Origin of the sequence: Sporosarcina sp. FSL W7-1283 (genome assembly GCF_038003105.1) — a bacterium.
GTDB lineage: Bacteria > Bacillota > Bacilli > Bacillales_A > Planococcaceae > Sporosarcina > Sporosarcina newyorkensis.
The window spans coordinates 1-25404 of record NZ_JBBOOL010000001.1 but is presented as its reverse complement, the minus strand read 5'-3'; the positions used below and the strand labels follow the sequence as shown (position 1 = coordinate 25404).

The window sequence follows — 25404 nt, the reverse complement described above, 5'->3', positions numbered from 1 at the left end:
CCCCCATTACTTATCGGGAGTCGGCTCTTTTTTTATCACATTCGCTATTTTATCAATAATTTGATCCACATCTTGTTCATTCCTCAATACATCATAGTCCTCAATATTCAATCGTACGACAGGGCATGCCGTGAACGAATCAATCCATTTCTCATATCGACGATGTGTTTCTTCCCAATAACCGCGAGACGTCTGCAACTCCATCTCTCTTCCCCGCCGTTCGATTCGTTCAAGTATCGATTCCAATGAACCTTCCAAGTAAATTAAGGCGTCTGGATGCGGAAAGTAAGGAGTCATGACCATCGCTTCGAACAAATTCATGTAAGTGGTATAATCCACACTATCCATCGTACCTTCATCAGCATGCATTTTCGCAAAAATTCCAACATCCTCGTAAATAGAGCGATCTTGTACAAAGCCACCGCCATTTTCAAAAATCCGCTTCTGCTCTTTAAAACGTTCTGCCAAAAAGAAGATCTGCAAGTGAAAACTCCACCGTTCAAAATCACTATAGAAACGGTCTAAATAAGGGTTTTCTGCTACATTTTCAAAGGATGCTTGAAAGCCAAGACGCGATGCAAGAGCTTTAGTCATCGTAGACTTACCTACACCTACCATTCCTGCCACTGCAAAAACGCTATTCTTTGGAATTTCATGTAGTTTCATTCAAATTCAAACCTTTCTGTACAGCTGCATCCACTCTAGCCAAAATATTCTTCAAGTCTTGCGTGTTACGCACAAAATCCATCTGATCACCGTCTATATGGAGAACAGAGATGTCAGGATGTGCTTTTTCAAACTCAGGTATGTAGGAACTGTAATCGTCCGAAAGCAGTTGTAAATAGTCAGAATCCATATCTGACTCATAATAACGTCCGCGCTCATGAATTCTCTGTTGTAATGTCGACAAGCTAGCCGACAATGAAATGATGATATTTGGCATTGGTAAATCCTGTGTCAAAATACGGTAAATTTCTTTATATTTAGCTAGGTCACTGGCTTCCAGTGTACGCTGCGCAAACAGCATATTCTTAAAAATATGATAATCCGCTACAACAGGAATACCCGCGGATATATAGTCTTTATTGATTTGTTTCAATTGCTCATAACGATTGCACAAAAAGAACATCTCTGTTTGGAAACTCCACTTTTCTTTATCCTGATAAAATTGATCCAAAAATGGATTTTCACTGCTGATTTCTTGAAGCTGTTGATAGCTAAAAGTCTTCGCAATCGCTGCAGTCAATGTAGTCTTCCCTACACCGATCGGACCTTCGACAGCAATGAATGGAACAAACACGTGACCTTCACCCTTCCAATTTAGATACATGTTTTATTTTAACACATCAGAAGGCCAGGTATGGTACTTATCTGAATTCAGTGGAAAATCCCCATTTCTTAAAGTAGTAATTAACTAAAAGTAGTTTTCTGTTGAGTAACAACTCAAACTTTTATAATTCTTTATGGACGGATTCCCTATTGAGGCAATCAAATTCATCCATCGTCCCCTAAATGTTTCACGTGGAACATTTGAAATATTGATTTTGACCTTTCACATGATAGACTATTTGTAAGGAGTGGACGAAATGCACAAAGATGATCAGTACTATATGATGTTAGCTATAGATGAGGCAAAGAAAGCTGAGACTTTGGGAGAGGTCCCGATTGGAGCAGTTATCGTCCATGACGGCAAAGTCATTGCATCTGCCCATAATTTACGTGAAACAACTCAGAATGCTGTGACCCATGCTGAGCTTTCAGCAATTCAACTTGCTTGTGAAACATTAGGGAGCTGGAGACTGGAAGATGCTGTTTTATATGTCACCTTAGAGCCTTGTCCGATGTGTGCAGGCGCCATTCTGCAATCACGTATTCCTCGTGTAGTGTATGGTGCGCGTGATCCAAAAGGTGGTTGCGTTCATACATTCTATCAATTGCTTAATGACCCTCGCTTCAATCATGAATGTGAAGTGAAGGAAGGTGTATTGGCAGAAGAATGCGGTCAGCTATTGACCAATTTTTTTCGTGCCATTCGCCGGAAAAGAAAAGAAGAAAAAAAAGAAGCCCGTTACCAAGACGGAGTCCTGGAGTGAGCTTCTTTTCTTATTATTTTGGTGCCTCGATTTTTTCTCTTCCACCCATATACGGACGAAGTACTTCAGGAATGACGACTGAACCGTCTTCTTGCTGATAGTTCTCCAAAATTGCAGCTACTGTCCTACCAACTGCCAATCCACTGCCATTTAATGTATGAACGTATTCTGGCTTCGCGCCTGCTTCCCGACGGAAACGAATAGAAGCTCTGCGTGCCTGGAAATCTTCAAAGTTTGAACAAGATGAGATTTCACGGTACACATTTTGCGTCGGAATCCATACCTCTAAGTCATACTTTTTCGCTGCCGTGAATCCTAAATCCGCTGTACACATCTTCAATACGCGATAAGGCAAGTTTAATAATTGCAATACACGCTCTGCGTGCCCTGTCAATTTTTCCAACTCATCGTAAGAGTCTTCTGGCTTTACGAAACGAACAAGTTCCACTTTATTGAATTGATGTTGACGGATTAATCCGCGTGTATCACGACCAGCAGAGCCCGCTTCTGAACGGAAATTCGTGCTATATGCAGCAAACGCTTGTGGTAATTTAGCCCCGTCTAAAATTTCTTCTCGGTAAAAATTCGTTACCGGCACTTCAGATGTCGGAATCAAGAAATAATCTTCTTCTTCAACCAAAAACGCATCCTCTTCAAATTTAGGTAGTTGACCTGTTCCCGTTAAGCTTGCACGGTTTACCAAATACGGCGGCAACATTTCTTCATATCCATGCTCTTCCTGATGAAGATCCATCATGAAATTGATCAACGCACGCTCCAGACGTGCACCGAGTCCACGGTAAAATACAAAACGGCTGCCCGTTACTTTTGCTGCTCGTTCAAAATCTAGTAACTGCAGGTCTGTTCCAAGCTCCCAATGCGGTTTGGGTTCAAAGCTAAAGTTCGGTTGATCTCCCCATGTACGGACTTCAACATTATCATCCTCACTGTCCCCGACCGGTACGCTTTCATGCGGGATATTCGGGATACGCATTAGCACATAGTTTAATTCTTCTTCTACTTTTGCAAGCTCTTGATCGTAAGCTTTTATTTCTTCGCCAACTTCCCGCATTCTTACGATGACTTCATCGGCATTTTCTTTATTACGTTTCATTTGCGCAACTTGTTGTGAGACTTCATTTCGCTCTGCTTTTAAAATTTCAACCTTCGATAAGATTTCGCGACGCTTCTCGTCTAACCCGCCAAACTTATCAAAATCGGTTAAATCTTCTCCTCGTTTACTCAACTTTTCCTTTACCTCTTCAAAATTTGCACGCAATACTTTACTGTCTAGCATACAACTCGCCTCCCTTTAGATAATCCACATAGAAAAAAACAATAAAAAAAGCCCTCCATCCCCTATAAAAGGGACGAGAACTACCCGCGTTGCCACCCAAATTGACTGGTTACCCAGTCCACTTGTTTGAGATATCGGCTCAACTGACCGGCAAGAACCTACTGACTTCAGTTCTGCTACTCCAGGACGGATTCACAACGGTTTTTACCAGCTCACACCACCCGCTGGCTCTCTTTGAAAAAACCTAGTTGCTACTGCTTCCTATCATCGTGAAATATGTGAAATTAGATATACCATACTACAAATAATCTTCAATGACAAGGTTCATGATAATAGATGTCGATCAAACCATTGGAAACATGTCATGGACGGTCATCCCACCCATAACATGTTCTTACGTTATAAACTGCGCGCTGCCATTAATTCACTATCCGCCAGCGTCGACATTTCCAAACCTTTCATTGGGGTTCCAATACCTTTTGATAAATTTGCAATCAGCCCGTAATTTTGAAAGTCTGCCGTTGCCTGTACAATCGCACGCGCAAATGCTTCCGGATTATCCGACTTAAAAATGCCGGAGCCAACGAATACGCCATCCGCACCTAGCTCCATCATCAATGCTGCATCCGCAGGAGTCGCCACACCGCCTGCTGAATAATTGATGACTGGTAAACGTCCTGCTTCTTTAATCGCTAATAAAATTTCATATGGCGCCCCTAAGTCGTTCGCTTCCGTCATCAGTTCATCCTTGCTCATATGCACTACTTTATTTACTTGTGCATTGATCATACGTAAGTGACGAACCGCTTCCACGATATTTCCTGTGCCCGGCTCCCCTTTTGTTCGGAGCATCTTCGCTCCTTCACCCAAGCGACGAGCCGCCTCCCCTAAGTTACGTGCACCGCAGACAAATGGCACATTAAAATCACTCTTGAGAAGATGAAACTCATCGTCGGCAGGTGTCAATACTTCACTTTCATCAATAAAGTCGACGCCAAGTGATTCGAGTACACGTGCTTCGGAAATATGACCGATTCGTGCTTTTGCCATAACCGGAATAGAAACAGCTTGTTGCACTTCTTCAACAATGCGAGGATCCGCCATCCGTGCGACACCACCTGCTGCCCGAATATCCGACGGTACCCGCTCCAACGCCATGACCGCTATTGCACCTGCTGCTTCCGCCACTCGTGCTTGCTCTGCATTAATTACATCCATGATAACTCCACCATATTTAAAATTCATATCTCTTCCCCCTTTTCGATATTTTCAGTATAATCGAATTTGACCACATTGAAATAGCCAGATAGACAATAAGTGAAGTGGTCAGAAGGAAGTTTTTATCATGGATATGATTTTCATTGAGCTTCAGAAAACATCAGACATTCCGTTATATCAGCAAATATACAATCAAATTCGACAAGATATCATTGATGGAAAATTTCCTGTAGGGATGAAGCTGCCTTCTAAACGTCAGTTGGAGGACTTTCTGAACGTCAGCCAAACAACTATCGAATTGGCCTATGACCAGCTAGCTGCAGAAGGTTTCATTGCTGCAGAACCAAGAAAAGGGTACTTCGTTCAAGCGATTGAAGAACTGGCCTATGTGCAGCCAATGAAATTAGAAATCCCCGCTGCCGTGCAAAAAATAAAGGAAGAGCCAATTCTCTACGATTTTTCTGCAGGGGCGATTGATACAGATCACTTCCCCTTCTCAGATTGGAGGAAGTATGCACGCGATATAATAGATTCATCTCATTCCCATCTATTACTGTTGGGCGACCCGCACGGCGACCTAGAATTACGCCGGGAAATCGCACGTTATTTATATCACTCACGTGGAGTAGACTGTACGCCTGGACAAATTATCGTTGGCTCCGGAACAGAACAATTACTGCCATTGATTATTCGGATACTGGGCGAGGAGGCTCGCTATGCTATTGAAGATCCCGGTTACTTGATGACAAGGCATGTGTTTTCAGAAAGCCATAGGCAAACAATCCCGATTGCAGTGGATCAAGAGGGAATGGACGTAAAAGCCCTTCAACGATCGAATGCAACAATTGCCTACGTTACCCCTTCTCATCAGTTTCCAACGGGTACAGTGCTCACTGCAGCACGCAGAACGGCTCTCTTGAACTGGGCAGCTTCCAATCCTGACTTTTTTATTATTGAGGACGATTATGACAGTGAATTCCGTTATCGCGGCCGTCCCATCCCTTCATTGCAGGGAATGGATAAGGGCGAAAACGTTATTTACCTGAGCACCTTCACAAAATCGCTTATGCCTTCGATGCGTATTGCTTACATGGTGCTTCCTCCGCTGCTACTGGAAATGTATCGGCAAGCATTCATTCCCTATTCATCTTCGGTTCCAAGGATCGATCAGCATATTCTTGCGCGCTTCATGGCCGACGGAAAATTCTCCCGCCATCTCAATCGGATGCGCAAAATTTATCGTCGAAAGATGCAAGTTCTGACTGAAGTATTGAAACTTTACGAGCCTTTTATTTCGTTCTCAGGCGATGAAGCTGGCATGCATATTTTGCTGCATGTACATATAGAGAGTACTGAAGAGGAATTGCTGGAGAAAGCATTATCCGTGGGAATCAAAGTTCGCGGCCTAGATACCTACCGAACTGTCCCTAGCTTGTCCACCCCCTCCTTCCTCATCGGTTTTGGTGGATTGTCGGAAGAGGAGATCACGACAGGAATTGACACTCTATTGCAAGTCTGGAACATAAAAAAAGCAACGACACCTAGTTTATAGGTCCGTTGCTTTACATCAATCAAATAATCCTTTTACAAAACCAGTTGAACTCTTCCAAGCGCTGGCAAAGAAATCTCCGATTGCTCCCATCGTTAGAGAGAACCATCCTGCTTTCTTCACTTCTTCCGTTGTCACAACTTCAGTGCCCGCTGTTTCCCCATCGATAAAGCCAAGGTCCGAACCATCTTTTTTTACTAACTTCACATGGCCGATCACTGTACCTTTTTTCAATGGTGCTTGAACTTTTCCATCTTTCACAAGCTTTTTGTCGAGCACAAGCTCAGGTTCATACTCTTTTTTCTCACTGTTGCGAATCAACATGCTAACAGGTTCTTTTGTGGCAATTCCAACTTTCTTCTCTTTCCCTTTGATGACACCTAATGTTTTTTGTTTCTTGAACTGATGTCCTGCAGGTAAAAGCTCTGTTTCAGTAAATTGACTGAAGCCATAGTCAAACAATGCACGAGTAGCATCAAAACGTGCTTGATACGAACCAACACCCTTTGTATCTACAGCATTCATTACAACTGCAATAACCCGTTTATCAGCACGAGTGGCAGTACCTGTAAAACAATGTCCCGCAAACTCAGTAGTTCCCGTCTTCAAGCCATCGACTCCCGGGTACTCATACACTAAACCGGGAAGCATGAAGTTCCAGTTATCCATATTGATGGCATCTTCTGTACCTTCGCGAAATACCTTCTTACTGATTTTTGTAGTTTCCAGTACCTCGGGATAGTCTTGCAATAGGTGATAGGCCAATTTGGCAACAGAACGTGCAGGCATCACGTTTTCGTCCTTCTCGCCTGTCCCACTTGGATGCATTCCCTGTAAGTCATTGTTATTCAAACCTGTCGAATTGACAAATTTATAGTCTGTTAATCCAAGCTCTTCAGCTTTGGCATTCATTAATTTTATGAACTCTGCCTCTGTTCCTGCAATTGTCTCTGCTATCGCAATTGTAGCAGCATTGGCTGAATAAATTGCTACAGCTTCATAAAGTTCACGGATGGTATACGTGCCATCACGGCGAAGTGGCACATTGCTCAAACGGCGATCTTGCGACACAGCATATGTATATCCGTTCACCCGATACTCTTGATCCCAAGAAATCGTTCCTTCTTCCAATGCTTCAAACATCAGGTATTCCGTCATCATTTTCGTCATACTTGCAATACCTAATGCTTTATCAGCATTTTCTTCGTATAAAACTTTTCCACTGTCCGCATCAATCAAAATTGCTCCGTCTACATGAATCCCCAATGAAGATTCTGCATTTGCCGCAGGCGTATGGATTCCGATTGTCATTAACAACATCATCGGTACCATCAAAACTGACAGCCATCTTCTTGTTACCTTTTTCACTCACTATACCCCCGTATTGACAATATCAAAAATCAGTGTACCATATTATCGCCGTATCATGTATCCTTATCCCAAAAAAACACCTTTTCGCTCATAGAAAGTGACGAAAAAAGGTGTAAAACATTAGAACGGCGGAAGGTATATTTACCTCCCTGCCGATTCTCTAATAATAGTTAACGCACAGAGTAGTTAGGGGCTTCTTTCGTAATCTGAACCTGATGCGGGTGACTCTCTTGTAAGCCGGCGCCTGTCATACGTATAAACTGTGCCTTTTCCCGATGAGCTTCCAAATCTTTTGACCCGCAATAGCCCATTCCAGAGCGAATACCGCCAACTAGTTGATGGATCGTATCCGTTAGTGGTCCTTTATAGGGCATACGACCTTCAATACCCTCAGGTACAAGTTTCTTCTCATCTTCCTGGAAGTAACGATCTTTTGAACCTTGTTCCATTGCCGCTACTGATCCCATGCCACGGTATACCTTGAAACGGCGTCCTTGGAAGATTTCAGATTCACCAGGGCTCTCTGTAGTACCCGCCAACAAGCTTCCTAGCATAACAGCATGTCCACCGGCAGCAAGCGCTTTGACAATATCTCCAGAGTATTTAATTCCACCATCCGCGATAATCGTCTTGCCATATTTTCTAGCAACTGACGCACATTCGTAAATAGCTGTGATTTGGGGAACTCCGACTCCTGCTACTACACGTGTTGTACAAATTGAACCAGGACCGATTCCAACCTTGACCACGTCAGCACCAGCTTCGTAAAGAGCCTCTGTTGCTTCCGCAGTCGCCACGTTCCCTGCGACAATCGCAAGATGCGGATAGTTCGCGCGAATCTCTCTAACAGTGTCAATAACACCCTTAGAATGACCGTGAGCCGTGTCAATAACAATAAGGTCGACTTCTGCTTGTACTAACTTCTCCACGCGTGTAGACGTATCTACAGTCACTCCTACAGCTGCACCGACCAACAGACGGCCAGCTTGGTCTTTTGCAGCACTCGGGAACTCAATTACTTTTTCGATATCTTTAATGGTGATCAAACCATTTAGGATCCCTTTTTCATCTACAATAGGAAGTTTTTCAATCTTATATTGCTGTAGTGTCTTCTCTGCTTCTTCTAACGTAGTGCCTACAGGAGCAGTTACTAAGTTTTCTTTCGTCATAACTTCATCAATAAGCATTGAATAATCCTGAATAAATCTAAGGTCGCGGTTCGTCAAAATACCAACCAATTTTTTCTCTTCCATATTATTGACGATCGGAACACCTGAGATTCGGTATTTCCCCATTAAGTGTTCTGCATCAAACACTTGATGTTCTGGCGTTAAGAAGAAAGGATTTTTAATAACTCCATTTTCCGAACGTTTTACCGTAACGACTTGTTCTGCCTGCTCTTCAATACTCATGTTTTTATGAATAATGCCAACTCCACCTTGGCGCGCCATAGAGATTGCCATCTTGGATTCAGTAACAGTATCCATTCCAGCACTGATAATAGGAATATTTAACTTGATTGTATCCGTCAAACTCACGGCCAAGGACACGTCTTTCGGTAACACATCAGATGCAGCCGGAACTAGTAATACATCATCAAACGTTAAACCTTCACGAGAAAATTTTGATTCCCACATTAACTTTCTGCCTCCTAAAATAACTATTGTCAGTAAAGATTATTAAAAGGTTATCAGCGCCAATCTAACGTGTCAAGGCACAAATTTGTAAACTAAGTATTCCCATTATTCATTGAATAGTTTTTCCAATGACTTTTTCATTTTGAGAGGGTTCGTTTGAGGAGCAAAACGTTCTACTACCTGTCCATTCTGATCAATCAAAAACTTTGTAAAGTTCCATTTGATTCCCTCTGTCAGTATGCCCTTCTTTTGTTCAATTAAGTAACAAAATAAAGGATCCGCTCCGTGACCTTTTACATTTACCTTTGCAAACATCGGAAACGTTACTCCATAATTCACCTGACAGAATTCAACAGTCTCCTCAATATCATCGAATTCTTGATTATTGAAGTTATCGGATGGAAAACCAAGTATCACAAGCCCTCTGTCTTTATATTCTTCATATAAATCCTGAAGTTCTTTAAACTGTTTTGTAAAGCCACACTTACTGGCAGTATTGACAATAATCATTGGTTTGCCTTTATACGCCTGTAAAGATTTCTTCCCTCCACTAGCAGTCTTCACAATAAAATCATAAACTGTCATCATGATAAGATCACCTCGTTTCTTTTCATCCACTTTACATGAATATCAAAAGAAAACCTAACAATCCATTTTTCAACCTTTCACAGAATCCCACTCCAAATGAACCATTCCACTCGGAAAATGAGCCAAATCTTCATTGAAACACACCAATCCAGGAACTACACGAACCTTTCTCTCCACTCACCGCACCAATCCGCCTCAAGTGCGAACATTTCTCTCACTGCACCACACCAAACCGTTTCATACACAACGAGCGGTCTCCCTCTTTTTATATTTTCAGGAACACAAAAAAGCCACTCACTATGAGGACCATAGTGAATGGCTTCGCATGCCTAGCAACGTCCTACTCTCACAGGGGGAAGCCCCCGACTACCATCGGCGCTGAAGAGCTTAACTTCCGTGTTCGGTATGGGAACGGGTGTGACCTCTTCGCCATCGTTACTAGACAGATGAGTAAAACTTGTTCACTCAAAACTGAATAAAAGACATTGTGTACATCAAGTAGTGCTTCTTAAAATAGGTTAAGTCCTCGATCGATTAGTATCTGTCAGCTGCACACGTCGCCGTGCTTCCACCCCAGACCTATCCACCTCATCATCTTTGAGGGATCTTACTTACTTGCGTAATGGGAAATCTCATCTTGAAGGGGGCTTCATGCTTAGATGCTTTCAGCATTTATCCCGTCCATACATAGCTACCCAGCGATGCCTTTGGCAAGACAACTGGTACACCAGCGGTATGTCCATCCCGGTCCTCTCGTACTAAGGACAGCTCTTCTCAAATTTCCTGCGCCCGCGACGGATAGGGACCGAACTGTCTCACGACGTTCTGAACCCAGCTCGCGTGCCGCTTTAATGGGCGAACAGCCCAACCCTTGGGACCGACTACAGCCCCAGGATGCGACGAGCCGACATCGAGGTGCCAAACCTCCCCGTCGATGTGGACTCTTGGGGGAGATAAGCCTGTTATCCCCGGGGTAGCTTTTATCCGTTGAGCGATGGCCCTTCCATGCGGAACCACCGGATCACTAAGCCCGTCTTTCGACCCTGCTCGACTTGTAGGTCTCGCAGTCAAGCTCCCTTATGCCTTTGCACTCTACGAATGATGTCCAACCATTCTGAGGGAACCTTTGGGCGCCTCCGTTACTCTTTAGGAGGCGACCGCCCCAGTCAAACTGCCCACCTGACACTGTCTCCTGCCCGGATCACGGGCATGGGTTAGAAGTCCAATACAGCCAGGGTAGTATCCCACCAACGCCTCCTCCGAAGCTGGCGCTCCGGAATCCAAGGCTCCTACCTATCCTGTACAGGCTGCACCGGAATTCAATATCAGGCTACAGTAAAGCTCCACGGGGTCTTTCCGTCCTGTCGCGGGTAATGCGCATCTTCACGCATATTATAATTTCACCGAGTCTCTCGTTGAGACAGTGCCCAGATCGTTACGCCTTTCGTGCGGGTCGGAACTTACCCGACAAGGAATTTCGCTACCTTAGGACCGTTATAGTTACGGCCGCCGTTTACTGGGGCTTCAATTCAGAGCTTCGCTTGCGCTAACCCCTCCTCTTAACCTTCCAGCACCGGGCAGGCGTCAGCCCCTATACGTCACCTTACGGTTTTGCAGAGACCTGTGTTTTTGCTAAACAGTCGCCTGGGCCTATTCACTGCGGCTCTCTCGGGCTATTCACCCTACCAGAGCACCCCTTCTCCCGAAGTTACGGGGTCATTTTGCCGAGTTCCTTAACGAGAGTTCTCTCGATCACCTTAGGATTCTCTCCTCGCCTACCTGTGTCGGTTTGCGGTACAGGCACCTCCCGCCTCGCTAGAGGCTTTTCTTGGCAGTGTGAAATCAGGGACTCCGGAGACAATTCTCCTTGCCATCACAGCCTAGTGTTATATGAGAACGGGATTTGCCTCGTTCTCCACCTCACTGCTTAGACACGCAACCAACTGCGTGCTCACCCTATCCTACTGCGTCCCCCCATTACTCAAACGGCGGGGAGGTGGTACAGGAATATCAACCTGTTGTCCATCGTCTACGCCTATCGGCCTCGACTTAGGTCCTGACTAACCCTGAGCGGACGAGCCTTCCTCAGGAAACCTTAGGCATTCGGTGGAAGGGATTCTCACCCTTCTTTCGCTACTCATACCGGCATTCTCACTTCCAAGCGCTCCACCAGTCCTTCCGGTCTAGCTTCAACGCCCTTGGAACGCTCTCCTACCATTGACTTGCGTCAATCCACAGTTTCGGTGATCCGTTTAGCCCCGGTACATTTTCGGCGCAGCGCCACTCGACCAGTGAGCTATTACGCACTCTTTAAATGATGGCTGCTTCTAAGCCAACATCCTGGTTGTCTGGGCAGCGCCACATCCTTTTCCACTTAACGGATACTTGGGGACCTTAACTGGTGGTCTGGGCTGTTTCCCTCTCGACGATGGATCTTATCACCCACCGTCTGACTCCCAAACATAAATCATCGGCATTCGGAGTTTGTCTGAATTCGGTAACCCGGGATGGGCCCCTCGTCCAAACAGTGCTCTACCTCCGAGATTCTTTCGTTTGAGGCTAGCCCTAAAGCTATTTCGGAGAGAACCAGCTATCTCCAGGTTCGATTGGAATTTCACCGCTACCCACACCTCATCCCCGCATTTTTCAACATACGTGGGTTCGGGCCTCCAGTCAGTGTTACCTGACCTTCACCCTGGACATGGGTAGATCACCTGGTTTCGGGTCTACGACCCCATACTCATGCGCCCTATTCAGACTCGCTTTCGCTGCGGCTCCGCTTTCTCAGCTTAACCTTGCATGGAATCGTAACTCGCCGGTTCATTCTACAAAAGGCACGCCATCACCCATTAACGGGCTCTGACAATTTGTAGGCACACGGTTTCAGGTTCTATTTCACTCCCCTTCCGGGGTGCTTTTCACCTTTCCCTCACGGTACTGGTTCACTATCGGTCACTAGGGAGTATTTAGCCTTGGGAGATGGTCCTCCCGGATTCCGACGGAATTTCACGTGTTCCGCCGTACTCAGGATCCACTCTGGAGGGAATGCACTTTCGACTACGGGGCTGTTACCCACTGCGGCGGATCTTTCCAGATCGCTTCGTCTAATGCATTCCTTTGTAACTCCGTATAGAGTGTCCTACAACCCCAGGAAGCAAGCTTCCTGGTTTGGGCTCTTCCCGTTTCGCTCGCCGCTACTAAGGGAATCGATTTTCTTTCTCTTCCTCCGGGTACTTAGATGTTTCAGTTCTCCGGGTGTGCCACGATCACGCTATGTATTCACGTGAACGTACTGTCCCATTACGGACAGTGGGTTTCCCCATTCGGAAATCTTCGGATCAAAGCTTACTTACAGCTCCCCGAAGCATATCGGTGTTAGTGCCGTCCTTCATCGGCTCCTAGTGCCAAGGCATCCGCCGTGCGCCCTTTCTAACTTAACCTATAAAAGGTCCAACGTCTCTCTAGCGATAGAAAGAACGAAGGTTAAAAAGTTTACATGAATCAAACAAAATGTTCGATTCGGTTGATTACTTGATTACTTTCAATGTCGTTTTATCCAGTTTTCAATGAACAAGTCTAAAGAAAAAAAGCTTTGAACACTCAAAAAATGAGCCTTCAAAACTGAACGCAAAACGTTAACGTGACGGATCGAAGATCCATCTTCCGAATGCCAAGATGGCATACTATCCTTAGAAAGGAGGTGATCCAGCCGCACCTTCCGATACGGCTACCTTGTTACGACTTCACCCCAATCATCTGTCCCACCTTCGGCGGCTGGCTCCCGTAAGGGTTACCCCACCGACTTCGGGTGTTACAAACTCTCGTGGTGTGACGGGCGGTGTGTACAAGACCCGGGAACGTATTCACCGTGGCATGCTGATCCACGATTACTAGCGATTCCGGCTTCATGCAGGCGAGTTGCAGCCTGCAATCCGAACTGGGAACGGTTTTGTGGGATTGGCTCCCCCTCGCGGGTTTGCAGCCCTCTGTACCGTCCATTGTAGCACGTGTGTAGCCCAGGTCATAAGGGGCATGATGATTTGACGTCATCCCCACCTTCCTCCGGTTTGTCACCGGCAGTCACCTTAGAGTGCCCAACTGAATGATGGCAACTAAGATTAAGGGTTGCGCTCGTTGCGGGACTTAACCCAACATCTCACGACACGAGCTGACGACAACCATGCACCACCTGTCACCGCTGTCCCCGAAGGGAAAAGCATGTCTCCATGCCGGGCAGCGGGATGTCAAGACCTGGTAAGGTTCTTCGCGTTGCTTCGAATTAAACCACATGCTCCACCGCTTGTGCGGGTCCCCGTCAATTCCTTTGAGTTTCAGCCTTGCGGCCGTACTCCCCAGGCGGAGTGCTTAATGCGTTAGCTGCAGCACTAAGGGGCGGAAACCCCCTAACACTTAGCACTCATCGTTTACGGCGTGGACTACCAGGGTATCTAATCCTGTTTGCTCCCCACGCTTTCGCGCCTCAGCGTCAGTTACAGACCAGAAAGCCGCCTTCGCCACTGGTGTTCCTCCACATCTCTACGCATTTCACCGCTACACGTGGAATTCCGCTTTCCTCTTCTGTACTCAAGTCCTCCAGTTTCCAATGACCCTCCACGGTTGAGCCGTGGGCTTTCACATCAGACTTAAAGGACCGCCTGCGCGCGCTTTACGCCCAATAATTCCGGACAACGCTTGCCACCTACGTATTACCGCGGCTGCTGGCACGTAGTTAGCCGTGGCTTTCTGGTAAGGTACCGTCAAGGTACAGGCAGTTACTCCTGTACGTGTTCTTCCCTTACAACAGAGCTTTACGATCCGAAAACCTTCTTCACTCACGCGGCGTTGCTCCATCAGACTTTCGTCCATTGTGGAAGATTCCCTACTGCTGCCTCCCGTAGGAGTCTGGGCCGTGTCTCAGTCCCAGTGTGGCCGATCACCCTCTCAGGTCGGCTACGCATCGTGGTCTTGGTAGGCCGTTACCCCACCAACTAACTAATGCGCCGCGGGCCCATCTCACAGTGACAGCCGAAACCGTCTTTCAACATCTCTTCATGCGAAGAAATGGGTTATTCGGTATTAGCCCCGGTTTCCCGGAGTTATCCCCATCTGTAAGGTAGGTTGCCCACGTGTTACTCACCCGTCCGCCGCTAATCTTTAGGAGCAAGCTCCCAAAGATTCGCTCGACTTGCATGTATTAGGCACGCCGCCAGCGTTCGTCCTGAGCCAGGATCAAACTCTCCATAAAAGAGAAATTCGAGTTAGCTCGAATTCTTGCTGGCATCATTTAAGATACTCATTTTGTTTATGTCACCGGCAGAGCCGATGCACAAACGTATAATTCGTTAACGTTTTGCTGTTCAGTTTTCAAGGTTCATATGGTTGCTCTTTCGTAAGAGGCAACTTTCTTATAATACCAAATCGCTGTTTTGTTGTCAACACTTTTTCTTAAAAAGTTTTAAAGTGTTGTTCGGGTGTTTTGCAACTCCCCGATGCGACGCTTATAAATATACCACCGTCTATTCTGTATTGCAAGCTTTTTTATCAAATTCTTTTAAAAGACTTGATTTAAAGCCTTTAAAAAGTAATTTACTAGATCCAGTATAGTAATTCCGGCTATAGTTTCAACTAAATCAAGGCTTCTGATCTTAGAAACACAGATATAAAGAATTGTTGATCCTCTTTTTTATTATATAGAAGAAGGATCAACTTTTATATTTATTAGAACATCTTTTCAATAGTAATCTTTCTATTTGCGGATAAGTCAATATGTGTACCGCTGCCGAGGACTTTAACAATCGGCCGCAAAGGAAAATCCCGGTGCAAGTAAATAACTTCAGCTATTTCGTCCGTTGTTAATTTCACTCTTACTCCGATTGACAGTTTATTAATTAAATCATGTAGAACTTGAATGATCTTCACGTCAAACTTTCCAAACTCATCTTCCTTCAATAACTCTATGACTTTGAAAGAATTTTCTTTTTGACGGTATGGTCTTTCAGATGTCATTGCATGATAGACGTCCGCCACTGAAATTATTTGTGCGAACTCTATAATCTTTTGTCCCTTTAAACCTCTCGGATAGCCGCTTCCATCAAAACGTTCATGATGTTGGAGAATTGCTACCTTCATTTCTTGTCTTACTAATGAAGACTCTTGCACCATTTGAAAACTATGGACTACGTGCTTTTTCACTTCATTCATCTCTTCGCTTGTTAAGAATGCCACTTTATCAATGATTTTAGAATTAATTTTTGCCATTCCGCTATCCGCCAACACACCCGCAATGCCCACTTGCAGGACTTGTCCCTTGGAATAGCCCATTTGTTCACTAATTAATGCAGCTAAAATTCCCACGCTAATGGAGTGATGTGCTTTGTAGTTTTGGATTGCTGAAAAATCATTCAACCTTCTCACATACTCTTTATTTTCTAGAAACGCTTGAATCACAGGTAATGCAATCGAACGGACTACCGCAACGTCCAGTTTCTTTCCGGACCTGTACCCGGAAAACTCTTTTTGGTAAGCTTCCACCGCTTCATCATACAAAGCCTGTAATGTTCTAGACTTAGGAGGGGCACTTTGATTCACTAATTTCTCCACCTCGGGAGTAAGTTTTACTTCGATTTTCTTTTCAGGTGATTCTGGCTCGGATTGGCTCTGGGCTTTGGATTCAATTAAAACCTTTGCTATACCAAATAAACGAAGCACCTCAATATGTGTAAGTGTTAGTTTCGTATTTTTGGCCACAATCGGGTTTTTTGTATTTACATACAGATCTTCTTTAAGGAAACTACCAGGCCTTAACTCACTGACTTCTTTGTAAACTTCCACTATTTTCACCTAATTTCTTTTTCACTATATCTATTATCATATATTATTCTCATTTATAGGGATAGATGCATGAGTATAAATTCATAGACACAAAAAAAGTTATTGAAGTGACGGTTTACGTCTCTTCAATAACTTTTCTTTACTCTGTATCTTCTGTCTCCACTGAAAGGTCCTCTTGTGCATCTACAGATTCTTCTTCAATGTCTTCCTCATGTTCTTCTTCGCTCTTCTCTACTTTCGCGACCGTAGCGACCCGCTCGTCGTCTGCCAATCGAATTAAGCGGACCCCTTGCGTAGACCGGCCAAATATAGAGATATCGCTGATGGACATACGAATTAGAATACCGTGGATCGTTATAAGCATGAGATCTTCTTCACCATTAACAGCTTTCATCGCAACAATCTCGCCGTTACGATCTGTCATATGCATTGTTTTCAGACCATATCCTCCACGTGATTGCGAACGATATTCACTTTCTGGTGTACGTTTACCATAACCTTTTTCAGTGACCACGAGAATGTCATCACCTTCGTCCACCATGTCCATACCGATGACTTCATCATCTATTCGCAGTCGAATGCCCCTCACTCCTGCTGCTGTCCTGCCGAGCGGACGAATGTCTTCTTCTGCAAAACGAATGAGCATGCCTTGTTTTGTACAGATTGCAATGTCTGAAGTACCATCAGTCGATTTCACTGAGATCAGCTCATCTTCTTCACGCAAGCCTAATGCGATCAATCCATTTGCTCGAATATTTGCGTAACCCATAATTGAAGTTCGCTTGATCACCCCGTGCTTTGTCGCAAAGAACAAATAGTGATCTTCCCTGAACTCACTGATCGGGATCATTGCCGTCACCTTTTCTCCTTTTTCAAAATCGATAAGGTTGATGATCGGTAACCCTTTTGCAGTCCGGCTATATTCTGGAATTTCATAACCTTTCTTGCGGAACACACGGCCTCTACTAGTAAATAATAGGATTGTGTCATGTGTGGATGTATTCAATAAATGTTCGACAAAGTCATCTTCATTTGTCCCCATACCCTGAATACCACGACCGCCACGTTTTTGACTGCGATAAGTGTTTGCAGGTAAACGCTTAATATACCCTTGATGCGTTAATGAAACAATGGAATTTTCGACTGGGATTAAGTCTTCATCTTCCAGCATTTCAGAACCGCCCAGCATAATTTCTGTTCGTCGTTCATCTGCAAAGCGTTCTTTAATCTCCGTTAATTCTTCACGTATGATTTCGATTACTTTTTCTTCGTCCGCCAGAATTGCACGCAACTCTGCTATGAGAGTCAACAGCTCTTGATATTCGGATTCAATCTTATCACGCTCTAACCCAGTTAGACGTTGCAAACGCATATCCAAAATGGCTTGAGACTGACGTTCTGATAAGTCGAATGTTTCCATAAGGCTGGACTTCGCTTCAGCCGTTGTTTTGGAACCTCTAATCAACGCAATAATGCGATCTATATGATCTAGTGCAATGCGCAGTCCTTCCAAAATATGTGCGCGGTCTTCAGCTTTATTCAGCTCAAATTGTGTGCGTCGTCGAATGACAACTTTCTGGTGTTCCAAGTAGTGGAATAAAATTTCCTTTAACGATAAAACTTTTGGTTGTTTGTCTACAAGCGCCAGCATGTTGATACCAAAACTGGTTTGCAATGCAGTTTGCTTGTAAAGATTATTCAAAAGTACGTTGGCATTGGCATCGCGTCGGACTTCGATCACAATGCGCATCCCTGTACGGTCGGATTCATCTGCCAAGTGGGTAATACCGTCAATTTTCTTATCACGCACGAGCTCCGCAATCTTCTCAATCAATTTTGCCTTATTCACTTGGAACGGAATTTCAGTAACAATAATGGTTTCACGACCGTTTGATTGCTGCTCGATCTCTGCCTTTCCACGGATAATGAGCGAACCGCGGCCTGTTTCATAGGCACGGCGGATTCCGCTGCGCCCGAGGATCATTCCGCCGGTCGGAAAATCTGGACCCGGAACGATCTCCATCAATTCATCTGTCGTGATCGCACTGTTACCTGCCAGCGCGAGCACTGCGTCAATCGTTTCACCGAGATGATGTGGAGGAATGTTTGTTGCCATCCCCACGGCAATACCTGATGTACCGTTAACTAATAAGTTGGGATAACGTCCAGGCAAGACTGCAGGCTCTTTTTCCTGCTCATCATAGTTTGCTTGAAAGTCGATCGTGTCTTTATTGATATCACGCAATAACTCCATTGCAATACGGGACATCCGCGATTCGGTATAACGCATTGCAGCCGCGCCATCACCGTCGACAGAACCAAAGTTTCCGTGGCCATCGACAAGCATATAGCGATAGCTGAAATCTTGTGCCATCCGGACCATCGTGTCATATACGGCACTGTCACCGTGTGGATGGTACTTACCGATAACGTCCCCAACAATACGTGCGGACTTCTTATGCGGTTTTTCTGCTGTAATACCTAAATCATGCATGGCATATAAAATCCGTCGATGAACAGGTTTCAAACCATCTCGAACATCAGGAAGCGCACGAGATACAATAACACTCATCGCATAGTTCAGAAACGATGTTTTCATTTCTGTATTTATATTTATTTCTTGCACTCCGCCTTGTGGCAAATCTGCCATGTTGTCAAGCTCCTTTCACCACTTACATCTAAAAAATTCTGTTGGCACCGACCAATTACCGATTGGCGACCGATCAGGTATCGATATTTTGTACGTAGACCGCGTTGTCTTCAATAAATTTTCGGCGCGGCTCCACTTCATCGCCCATCAGTTCTTCAAAAGTGGCGTCTGCTTCCATTGCATCTTCCAAACGAACTTGCAGAAACGTACGTTTATCGGGATCCATAGTGGTTTCCCAAAGTTGCTCTGGATTCATTTCACCAAGACCTTTATACCGCGTAATGTCCGGTTTTGGTGAAGCAGGCATACTTCTCAAAATTTCTTGCAGTGCTTCTTCGTCATAACAATATTGCTCATTTTTCCCTGCACGTACACGATAAAGCGGTGGCTGTGCAATGTACACATAGCCGGCCTCAATTAATGGACGCATGAAACGGAAGAAGAACGTTAATAATAACGTACGGATATGCGCACCATCGACGTCAGCATCTGTCATGATCACGAGCTTATGATAACGCGCTTTCTGTAAATCAAATTCGGAGCCAATTCCTGTACCAAGTGCTGTAATGATCATACGAATCTCCGCATTACCGAGTATGCGGTCCAAACGTGCTTTTTCAACGTTCAAGATTTTTCCTCGCAATGGCAGAATCGCTTGGAAGTGACGATCACGTCCATTTTTCGCTGAACCGCCGGCGGAATCACCTTCAACAATATAGAGCTCACTAATCGAAGGATCTCTCGAAGAACAGTCAGATAACTTACCTGGCAGGCTGGATACTTCAAGTGCTGACTTACGTCGTGTCAATTCACGAGCATTCTTGGCAGCCATACGCGCTCTTGCCGCCATCGTGCTTTTATCCACTACTTTACGGGCAACCACTGGATTTTCAATTAAAAACCGCTGAAGCGCCTCGGAAAACAGGGAATTTGTTATGGTGCTCACTTCTGAGTTTCCAAGCTTTGTTTTCGTTTGTCCTTCGAATTGAGGATCTGGATGTTTAATCGAGATGATTGCAGTCAATCCTTCACGCACATCATCGCCAGACAGATTGCCATCCGCCTCTTTCAACAAGCCATTTTTCCTTGCATAGTCGTTGATCACACGAGTTAGAGCTGTCTTGAACCCAGATTCATGTGTACCACCTTCATACGTGTGTATATTATTGGCAAATGACAGCAGGTTTTCTGCGTAGCCACTGTTATATTGCATAGCAATTTCGATTGAAATTCCATCACGTTCGCCTTCAATGTAAATTGGTTCTTCAAAGATTGGCTCTTTATTTTCATTCAAATGCTGAACGTATGATTTAATACCGCCTTCGTAATGAAATACTTCTGATTTTGGCTCTTCCTCGCGTTCGTCTGTAATCGTTATGCGCAAACCTCGGTTCAGATAGGCAAGTTCACGTAGACGTGTAGCGAGAGTACTGTACTCATATACAGTCGTTTCCGTGAAAATTTCCGGATCCGCTTTGAAACGAATCGTAGTCCCTGTTTCATCAGACTCTCCGATTACTTCAAGCTCTTTTGAAACCGGTCCTCTGGAAAACTCAATCGCATATAGCTTTTGATCAAGCCGAACAAAGACTTCTGTTTTCTCTGATAAGGCATTGACAACAGATGATCCAACACCATGTAATCCGCCTGAAACTTTATAGCCGCCACCGCCGAACTTACCGCCGGCATGTAGAACAGTCATAATGACTTCCACGGCCGGTCTTCCCGTGGATTCTTGAATTCCAACAGGTATACCACGACCGTTGTCGTCTACTCGAATCCAGTTGTCTTTCTCAATTGTTACTTCAATGTGATCACAATAGCCGGCGAGTGCTTCGTCAATACTATTATCCACAATTTCCCAAACGAGATGATGGAGTCCTTTTGCACTTGTCGTCCCAATGTACATACCAGGACGTTTACGGACAGCTTCAAGGCCTTCCAACACTTGTATCTGATTCGCATCATAAGCTGTCTGTACTTCTCTCTCTTCCATTGCCAAGGTGTTCACCTTTCCTTTCCAAACATATCAAACTTTTAATCCTTATCCTTTACGTTGTACGGAACCATCGTGGACTTCGAAAATAGCCGCTTGTTGAATAGTGTCATGATCTATTCCCGTAATATTCGTTGTCGTGACAAAAGTTTGAACTTGCCCTTGCATCGTACTTAGCAAGTGTGACTGACGATAATCATCTAATTCGGATAACACATCATCGAGCAACAAGATAGGTGTTTCTCCTACTTCTTGTTTTACAAGTTCAATTTCAGCAAGTTTCAAAGAAAGTGCTGTTGTCCGTTGCTGACCCTGTGATCCAAATGTTTGAATATCGTACCCATTGACAAAAAACTGCAAATCATCACGATGCGGACCTACCAGCGTAAGCCCTCGTTCTAATTCGCGTCTTCGTACCGTCTTTAACTGATCGGCAAAGATCGATTCCATTTCTTCAACAGTCTGCCCAGAATGCAGGTCTTTTAAAGTTCCATATGAAACTTCAAGGGATTCAAGCCCCCGAGAGATCCCTTGATGAATCGGATTTGCCCATTTTTGCAGCAGCTCCATGAAATAAAAACGTTTCCGAATTATTTTGACCGCTACTTGAATATATTGTTCCGTATAAATATCGAACATCACATCTTGAAGATCCAGTTTGCCCCGGTGCTCCTTCAACATTGCATTGCGCTGTTTCAATATTTTTTGGAAACTGACGAGATCATGCAGATAGACCCTTGAAATCTGCCCGATCTCCATATCTAAAAACCGCCTGCGCAGTTGTGGGCTGCCTTTTACAATATTTAAATCTTCAGGCGCGAACATTACCACATTCATCTGCCCCACATACATGCTCAATCGATTTTGTTCGAGATGATTGACTCTTGCTTTCTTTCCTTTTTTGGAAATGGTCAATTCTAATGGCAAACGTCCAAATTTACGTTCGACATCACCTTCTATTTTACCACACTCTTGTTCCCAGCGTATGAGTTCGCGATCATTTGCAGTTCGGTGAGATTTTGCCATGGCCAATACGTAGATCGCTTCCATGACATTAGTCTTTCCTTGAGCATTTTCACCAATCAACACGTTCATGGTGGGGGAGAATTCTAATTCTAGAGAGGCATAATTTCGATAATCCGTTAATGCGAGTCGATCAATATACATCCGACTGTCCAGATTCATCCGCTGACAGTTTATATTTTCCTGCACCCGGAATATTTACAACATCGCCATCATATAATTTTTTACCGCGTCGCTGTTCCGGTTCGCCATTTACATAAACGATGTGTTCTTCTAAAAACCATTTAGCCATTCCGCCTGAACTAATCGTATTTGTCATTTTTAACAACTGACCTAGCGTAATAAATGGCGAGTTAAAATTAACTTTTTCCATTTGCATTCAATCCCTCATCAATAGTCTGTCCCTCTAGTTTACCGAACTTTTCACAATAAGTAAAAAGGATAGCCAACATGTTGACTATCCACTTTATATTTATTTCTTCAATGTTCTTAATTAAAAAGTACGGACCGGTAAAATTAATTGTAAAATCGCTTCACTATCAATTGATTTTAAAATGAACGGCCGCATGCTGCCTGTAAAATGAATCATCAAATCTTGACCATCAATTGCTTTCAATGCATCCATCATATATTTCGCACTGAATGAAATTTTCAATGGCTCGCCTTCAATCTGAACAGCTTCTACCAGCTCTTCTACATTCCCGACGTCTGGCGAATTAGAAGAGATTTGAATATGTGAACTGCCATCTGTTGAAAAGTGAACAATATTGTTGCGGTCTTCACGAGCCAGCAGTGAGGCTCGGTCAATCGCTTGCAATAAATTACGGCCATTTACGGTGATTGACGTTTTGTATTCATTCGGAATCAAGCGTGATGTATCAGGATAATTGCCTTCTAGCAGTCTGGAATAAAATAAAACGTTATGCAGTTTAAATAGAACTTGCTGATTGGCAATAAAAATTTCCACTGGATTCGAATGATCCGGCAAGATTTTACTTAATTCTTGAAGGCTTTTGCCTGGAATGACTGCATTAAAAGGTACACTTGCTTGTACTTCGGGTGTAATAATTCTTCTCGCCAAACGATGACTGTCCGTTGCAATACAGTAAAGTTCGTCTTCTTTCATTGTCCATTGAACCCCGGTTAATACAGGACGGGTTTCTTGTTGAGATACAGCAAATACTGTCTCTCGAATAATGGATTTCATCAAGTCTGCAGGCAGTTCAAAGCGTTCTGCATCCTTTACATCTGGCAAGATAGGATATTCATCTGCACTTTGGGCAATAATATGAAATTCAGATTGTCCAGAGCGGATATGTGTTTTCATTCCGTCACGTAATTCAATCATAACTTCATTAGTAGGCAATTTACGAATAATCTCGTTAAACACTTTAGCCTGTAATACTAATGTACCCGGTTGAATCATTCGGATAATTTGAGTTCCATCTTCCTCTAGCGGAATAAATGTAGAGATTGTGATGTCTGAATCACTTCCGGTCATCGTCAATCCTTTTTCCGTGGCCTCTAACTTAATACCCGTTAAAATCGGTGTCGTCACTTTATGACTGATTGCTTTGATGACATCGCTTAATCCATCCAACAATCGATCACGCATAATTTCAAACTGCATCTCGATACCTCGCTTATATAATATTAATTAAGTAATTAAAGATAGTAGTAATAGTAATAGGGGCTGTGGATATGTGGAAAAGCCTCCCGAACGTATGCCTATTATAGTTTTCCACATGTGTATAAAACGTGGACGACCTAGCACAGTCTGTCCACAATTATCCACAGTTAATTACGCACGTCCAAGTGCCTTTTTAATATCTTGGATATCTTGCTGAAGGGATTTATCAGATTCTAGCATCTTGGAGATCTTCTCATGTGCGTGAATAACCGTAGAATGATCCCGTCCTCCAAATTCCGAACCAATTTTAGGCAAAGAAGAATCCGTCAATTCCCTCGATAAAAACATCGCGATTTGACGTGGAAATGCAATTGCCCTCGTTCTTTTCTTAGCTACAAAATCCTCCAGCCGTATATTGTAGTGTTCTCCAACAGACTTCTGAATATCCAATATGGAAATAATCCGTGGCCTTGAATTCGGAATGATATCCTTTAGAGCCTCTGCTGCGAGATCGGTCGTAATGTCTGCATTCACTAAAGAAGAATATGCTACAACCCGGATCAGTGCCCCTTCAAGTTCTCGAATATTCGAATCAATTTGATTGGCGATGTATAACATCACATCATTTGAGATATCAATGAGACCATCTGCTTTCGCCTTTTTACGTAAAATCGCAATTCGGGTTTCTAGGTCAGGCGGAGCGATGTCCGTAATCAATCCCCATTCAAAGCGTGAACGCAATCGATCTTCAAGCGTAGGAATCTCTTTTGGTGGACGGTCACTTGAAATGATGATTTGTTTGGATTCTTCATGCAGTGTATTAAATGTATGAAAGAACTCTTCTTGTGTTTGTTCTTTTCCTGCTAAGAATTGAATATCATCAATCAATAGTATGTCTACGTTACGATACCGATCCCTGAAATCACCTGCTTTATTGTCACGAATTGAATTAATGAATTCATTGGTGAATTTCTCAGATGACAAATAGACAACCTTCAAGGATGGATTCTGTTCTAGCACATAATGTCCGATCGCATGCATCAAGTGGGTTTTACCAAGGCCAACGCCTCCATAGATGAAGAGTGGATTGTAGGCTTTCGCAGGTGCCTCTGCAACGGCAAGTGATGCTGCGTGAGCAAAGCGATTGCCGGATCCGATAACGAACGTATCAAATGTATACTTTGGATTGAGCATGCCAGCGGAATTGGTCATTGGTACTTTTTCTGCGACCTTTGGCGGTGCTTTCGGTATTTTAATATCATTTTCCACCATATCTTGCGGAACAATGAATTCTATAATCCGATCTTCTCCGGTTAATTCAGACAAAATTCCAGTAATTAAATGGACATAATGTGTTTCTAACCAATCTTTCGCGAATGAATTGGGGACCGCAATCGTTACATTTTCAGCTTCGAAAGTCAGCAGTTTTGTTGATTTTAACCACGTTTCAAAACTAGGCTTTGAAACACGGGTTTCAATATTCTTCAATACCTGATCCCACAAATTCGATAAATTTTCCAA

16 protein-coding genes, 3 rRNA genes and 1 other annotated feature are annotated in these 25404 nt (G+C 44.0%); of the genes, 2 read left to right on the top strand and 17 right to left on the bottom strand.

Going from position 1 to position 25404, the window contains the following annotated elements; translation table 11 throughout:
* Positions 1-6 precede the first annotated feature (6 nt).
* Both MKY93_RS00095 and MKY93_RS00090 read right to left on the bottom strand, forming a co-directional pair.
* Positions 7-666: a deoxynucleoside kinase gene (locus tag MKY93_RS00095; RefSeq protein ID WP_078818857.1), complete on the bottom strand. Its 660-nt coding sequence runs from the start codon at positions 664-666 to the stop codon at positions 7-9.
* Positions 653-1330: a deoxynucleoside kinase gene (locus MKY93_RS00090; protein WP_078818856.1), complete on the bottom strand. Its 678-nt coding sequence runs from the start codon at positions 1328-1330 to the stop codon at positions 653-655. Before MKY93_RS00090 ends, MKY93_RS00095 begins: the two co-directional genes overlap by 14 nt.
* A gap of 256 nt (positions 1331-1586) precedes the next feature.
* Here MKY93_RS00090 and tadA point away from each other — a divergent pair, with 256 nt between their 5' ends.
* Positions 1587-2093 (top strand): tRNA adenosine(34) deaminase TadA, encoded by a 507-nt coding sequence (gene tadA / locus MKY93_RS00085; RefSeq protein ID WP_009499383.1) that lies wholly within the window; start codon positions 1587-1589, stop codon positions 2091-2093.
* Between the two features lie 13 nt (positions 2094-2106).
* Here tadA and serS read toward each other — a convergent pair whose 3' ends face one another.
* Positions 2107-3390 carry a serine--tRNA ligase gene (gene serS / locus MKY93_RS00080; protein WP_221834944.1) on the bottom strand — a complete coding sequence of 428 codons (1284 nt, stop codon included), beginning with the start codon at positions 3388-3390 and terminating at the stop codon, positions 2107-2109.
* Between the two features lie 66 nt (positions 3391-3456).
* Positions 3457-3667, bottom strand: a binding site (T-box leader).
* Between the two features lie 122 nt (positions 3668-3789).
* Positions 3790-4635 carry a pyridoxal 5'-phosphate synthase lyase subunit PdxS gene (pdxS, locus tag MKY93_RS00075; protein ID WP_340757711.1) on the bottom strand — a complete coding sequence of 282 codons (846 nt, stop codon included), beginning with the start codon at positions 4633-4635 and terminating at the stop codon, positions 3790-3792.
* A 100-nt stretch (positions 4636-4735) separates the two neighbouring features.
* Between pdxS and pdxR the strand changes: the two genes are divergently transcribed.
* The gene (gene pdxR / locus MKY93_RS00070; protein ID WP_221834942.1) at positions 4736-6160 is read left to right on the top strand and encodes a MocR-like pyridoxine biosynthesis transcription factor PdxR; all 1425 of its coding nucleotides are present in this window, start codon (positions 4736-4738) and stop codon (positions 6158-6160) included.
* Positions 6161-6175: 15 nt separating this feature from the next.
* Here the strand turns inward: pdxR and MKY93_RS00065 are convergent, their stop codons facing one another.
* The 13 genes from MKY93_RS00065 to dnaA form a co-directional block, all read right to left on the bottom strand.
* Positions 6176-7525: a serine hydrolase gene (locus MKY93_RS00065; protein ID WP_078818852.1), complete on the bottom strand. Its 1350-nt coding sequence runs from the start codon at positions 7523-7525 to the stop codon at positions 6176-6178.
* 173 nt (positions 7526-7698) lie between these two features.
* Positions 7699-9165, bottom strand: coding sequence for an IMP dehydrogenase (gene guaB, locus MKY93_RS00060; protein ID WP_078818851.1), 1467 nt, complete (start codon positions 9163-9165; stop codon positions 7699-7701).
* Positions 9166-9270: 105 nt separating this feature from the next.
* Entirely contained in the window at positions 9271-9753 is a 483-nt protein-coding gene (locus tag MKY93_RS00055) for a glutathione peroxidase (RefSeq protein WP_281422235.1), read from the bottom strand.
* Between the two features lie 327 nt (positions 9754-10080).
* A 5S ribosomal RNA gene (gene rrf, locus MKY93_RS00050) occupies positions 10081-10196 on the bottom strand.
* 71 nt (positions 10197-10267) lie between these two features.
* Positions 10268-13193 (bottom strand): 23S ribosomal RNA (locus MKY93_RS00045).
* Between the two features lie 253 nt (positions 13194-13446).
* A 16S ribosomal RNA gene (locus tag MKY93_RS00040) occupies positions 13447-14998 on the bottom strand.
* Together the 16S, 23S and 5S rRNA genes form the textbook arrangement of a ribosomal RNA operon.
* 473 nt (positions 14999-15471) lie before the next feature.
* Positions 15472-16584 (bottom strand): HD-GYP domain-containing protein, encoded by a 1113-nt coding sequence (locus tag MKY93_RS00035; protein WP_340757702.1) that lies wholly within the window; start codon positions 16582-16584, stop codon positions 15472-15474.
* A gap of 139 nt (positions 16585-16723) precedes the next feature.
* Positions 16724-19234, bottom strand: a complete 2511-nt coding sequence (gene gyrA, locus MKY93_RS00030) for a DNA gyrase subunit A (RefSeq protein WP_221837387.1) — start codon at positions 19232-19234, stop codon at positions 16724-16726.
* A 73-nt stretch (positions 19235-19307) separates the two neighbouring features.
* Entirely contained in the window at positions 19308-21230 is a 1923-nt protein-coding gene (gene gyrB, locus MKY93_RS00025) for a DNA topoisomerase (ATP-hydrolyzing) subunit B (protein WP_176132623.1), read from the bottom strand.
* Positions 21231-21278: 48 nt separating this feature from the next.
* A complete protein-coding gene (recF, locus tag MKY93_RS00020) occupies positions 21279-22397 on the bottom strand; it encodes a DNA replication/repair protein RecF (RefSeq protein ID WP_078818764.1) in 1119 nt (372 codons plus the stop codon).
* The gene (gene yaaA / locus MKY93_RS00015; protein ID WP_078818773.1) at positions 22387-22626 is read right to left on the bottom strand and encodes a S4 domain-containing protein YaaA; all 240 of its coding nucleotides are present in this window, start codon (positions 22624-22626) and stop codon (positions 22387-22389) included. Before yaaA ends, recF begins: the two co-directional genes overlap by 11 nt.
* 120 nt (positions 22627-22746) lie before the next feature.
* Positions 22747-23883, bottom strand: a complete 1137-nt coding sequence (gene dnaN / locus MKY93_RS00010; RefSeq protein WP_221837395.1) for a DNA polymerase III subunit beta — start codon at positions 23881-23883, stop codon at positions 22747-22749.
* Positions 23884-24054: 171 nt separating this feature from the next.
* Positions 24055-25404, bottom strand: a 1350-nt coding sequence (gene dnaA, locus MKY93_RS00005; protein ID WP_445683470.1) for a chromosomal replication initiator protein DnaA, incomplete at its 5' end; no start/stop codon positions are given.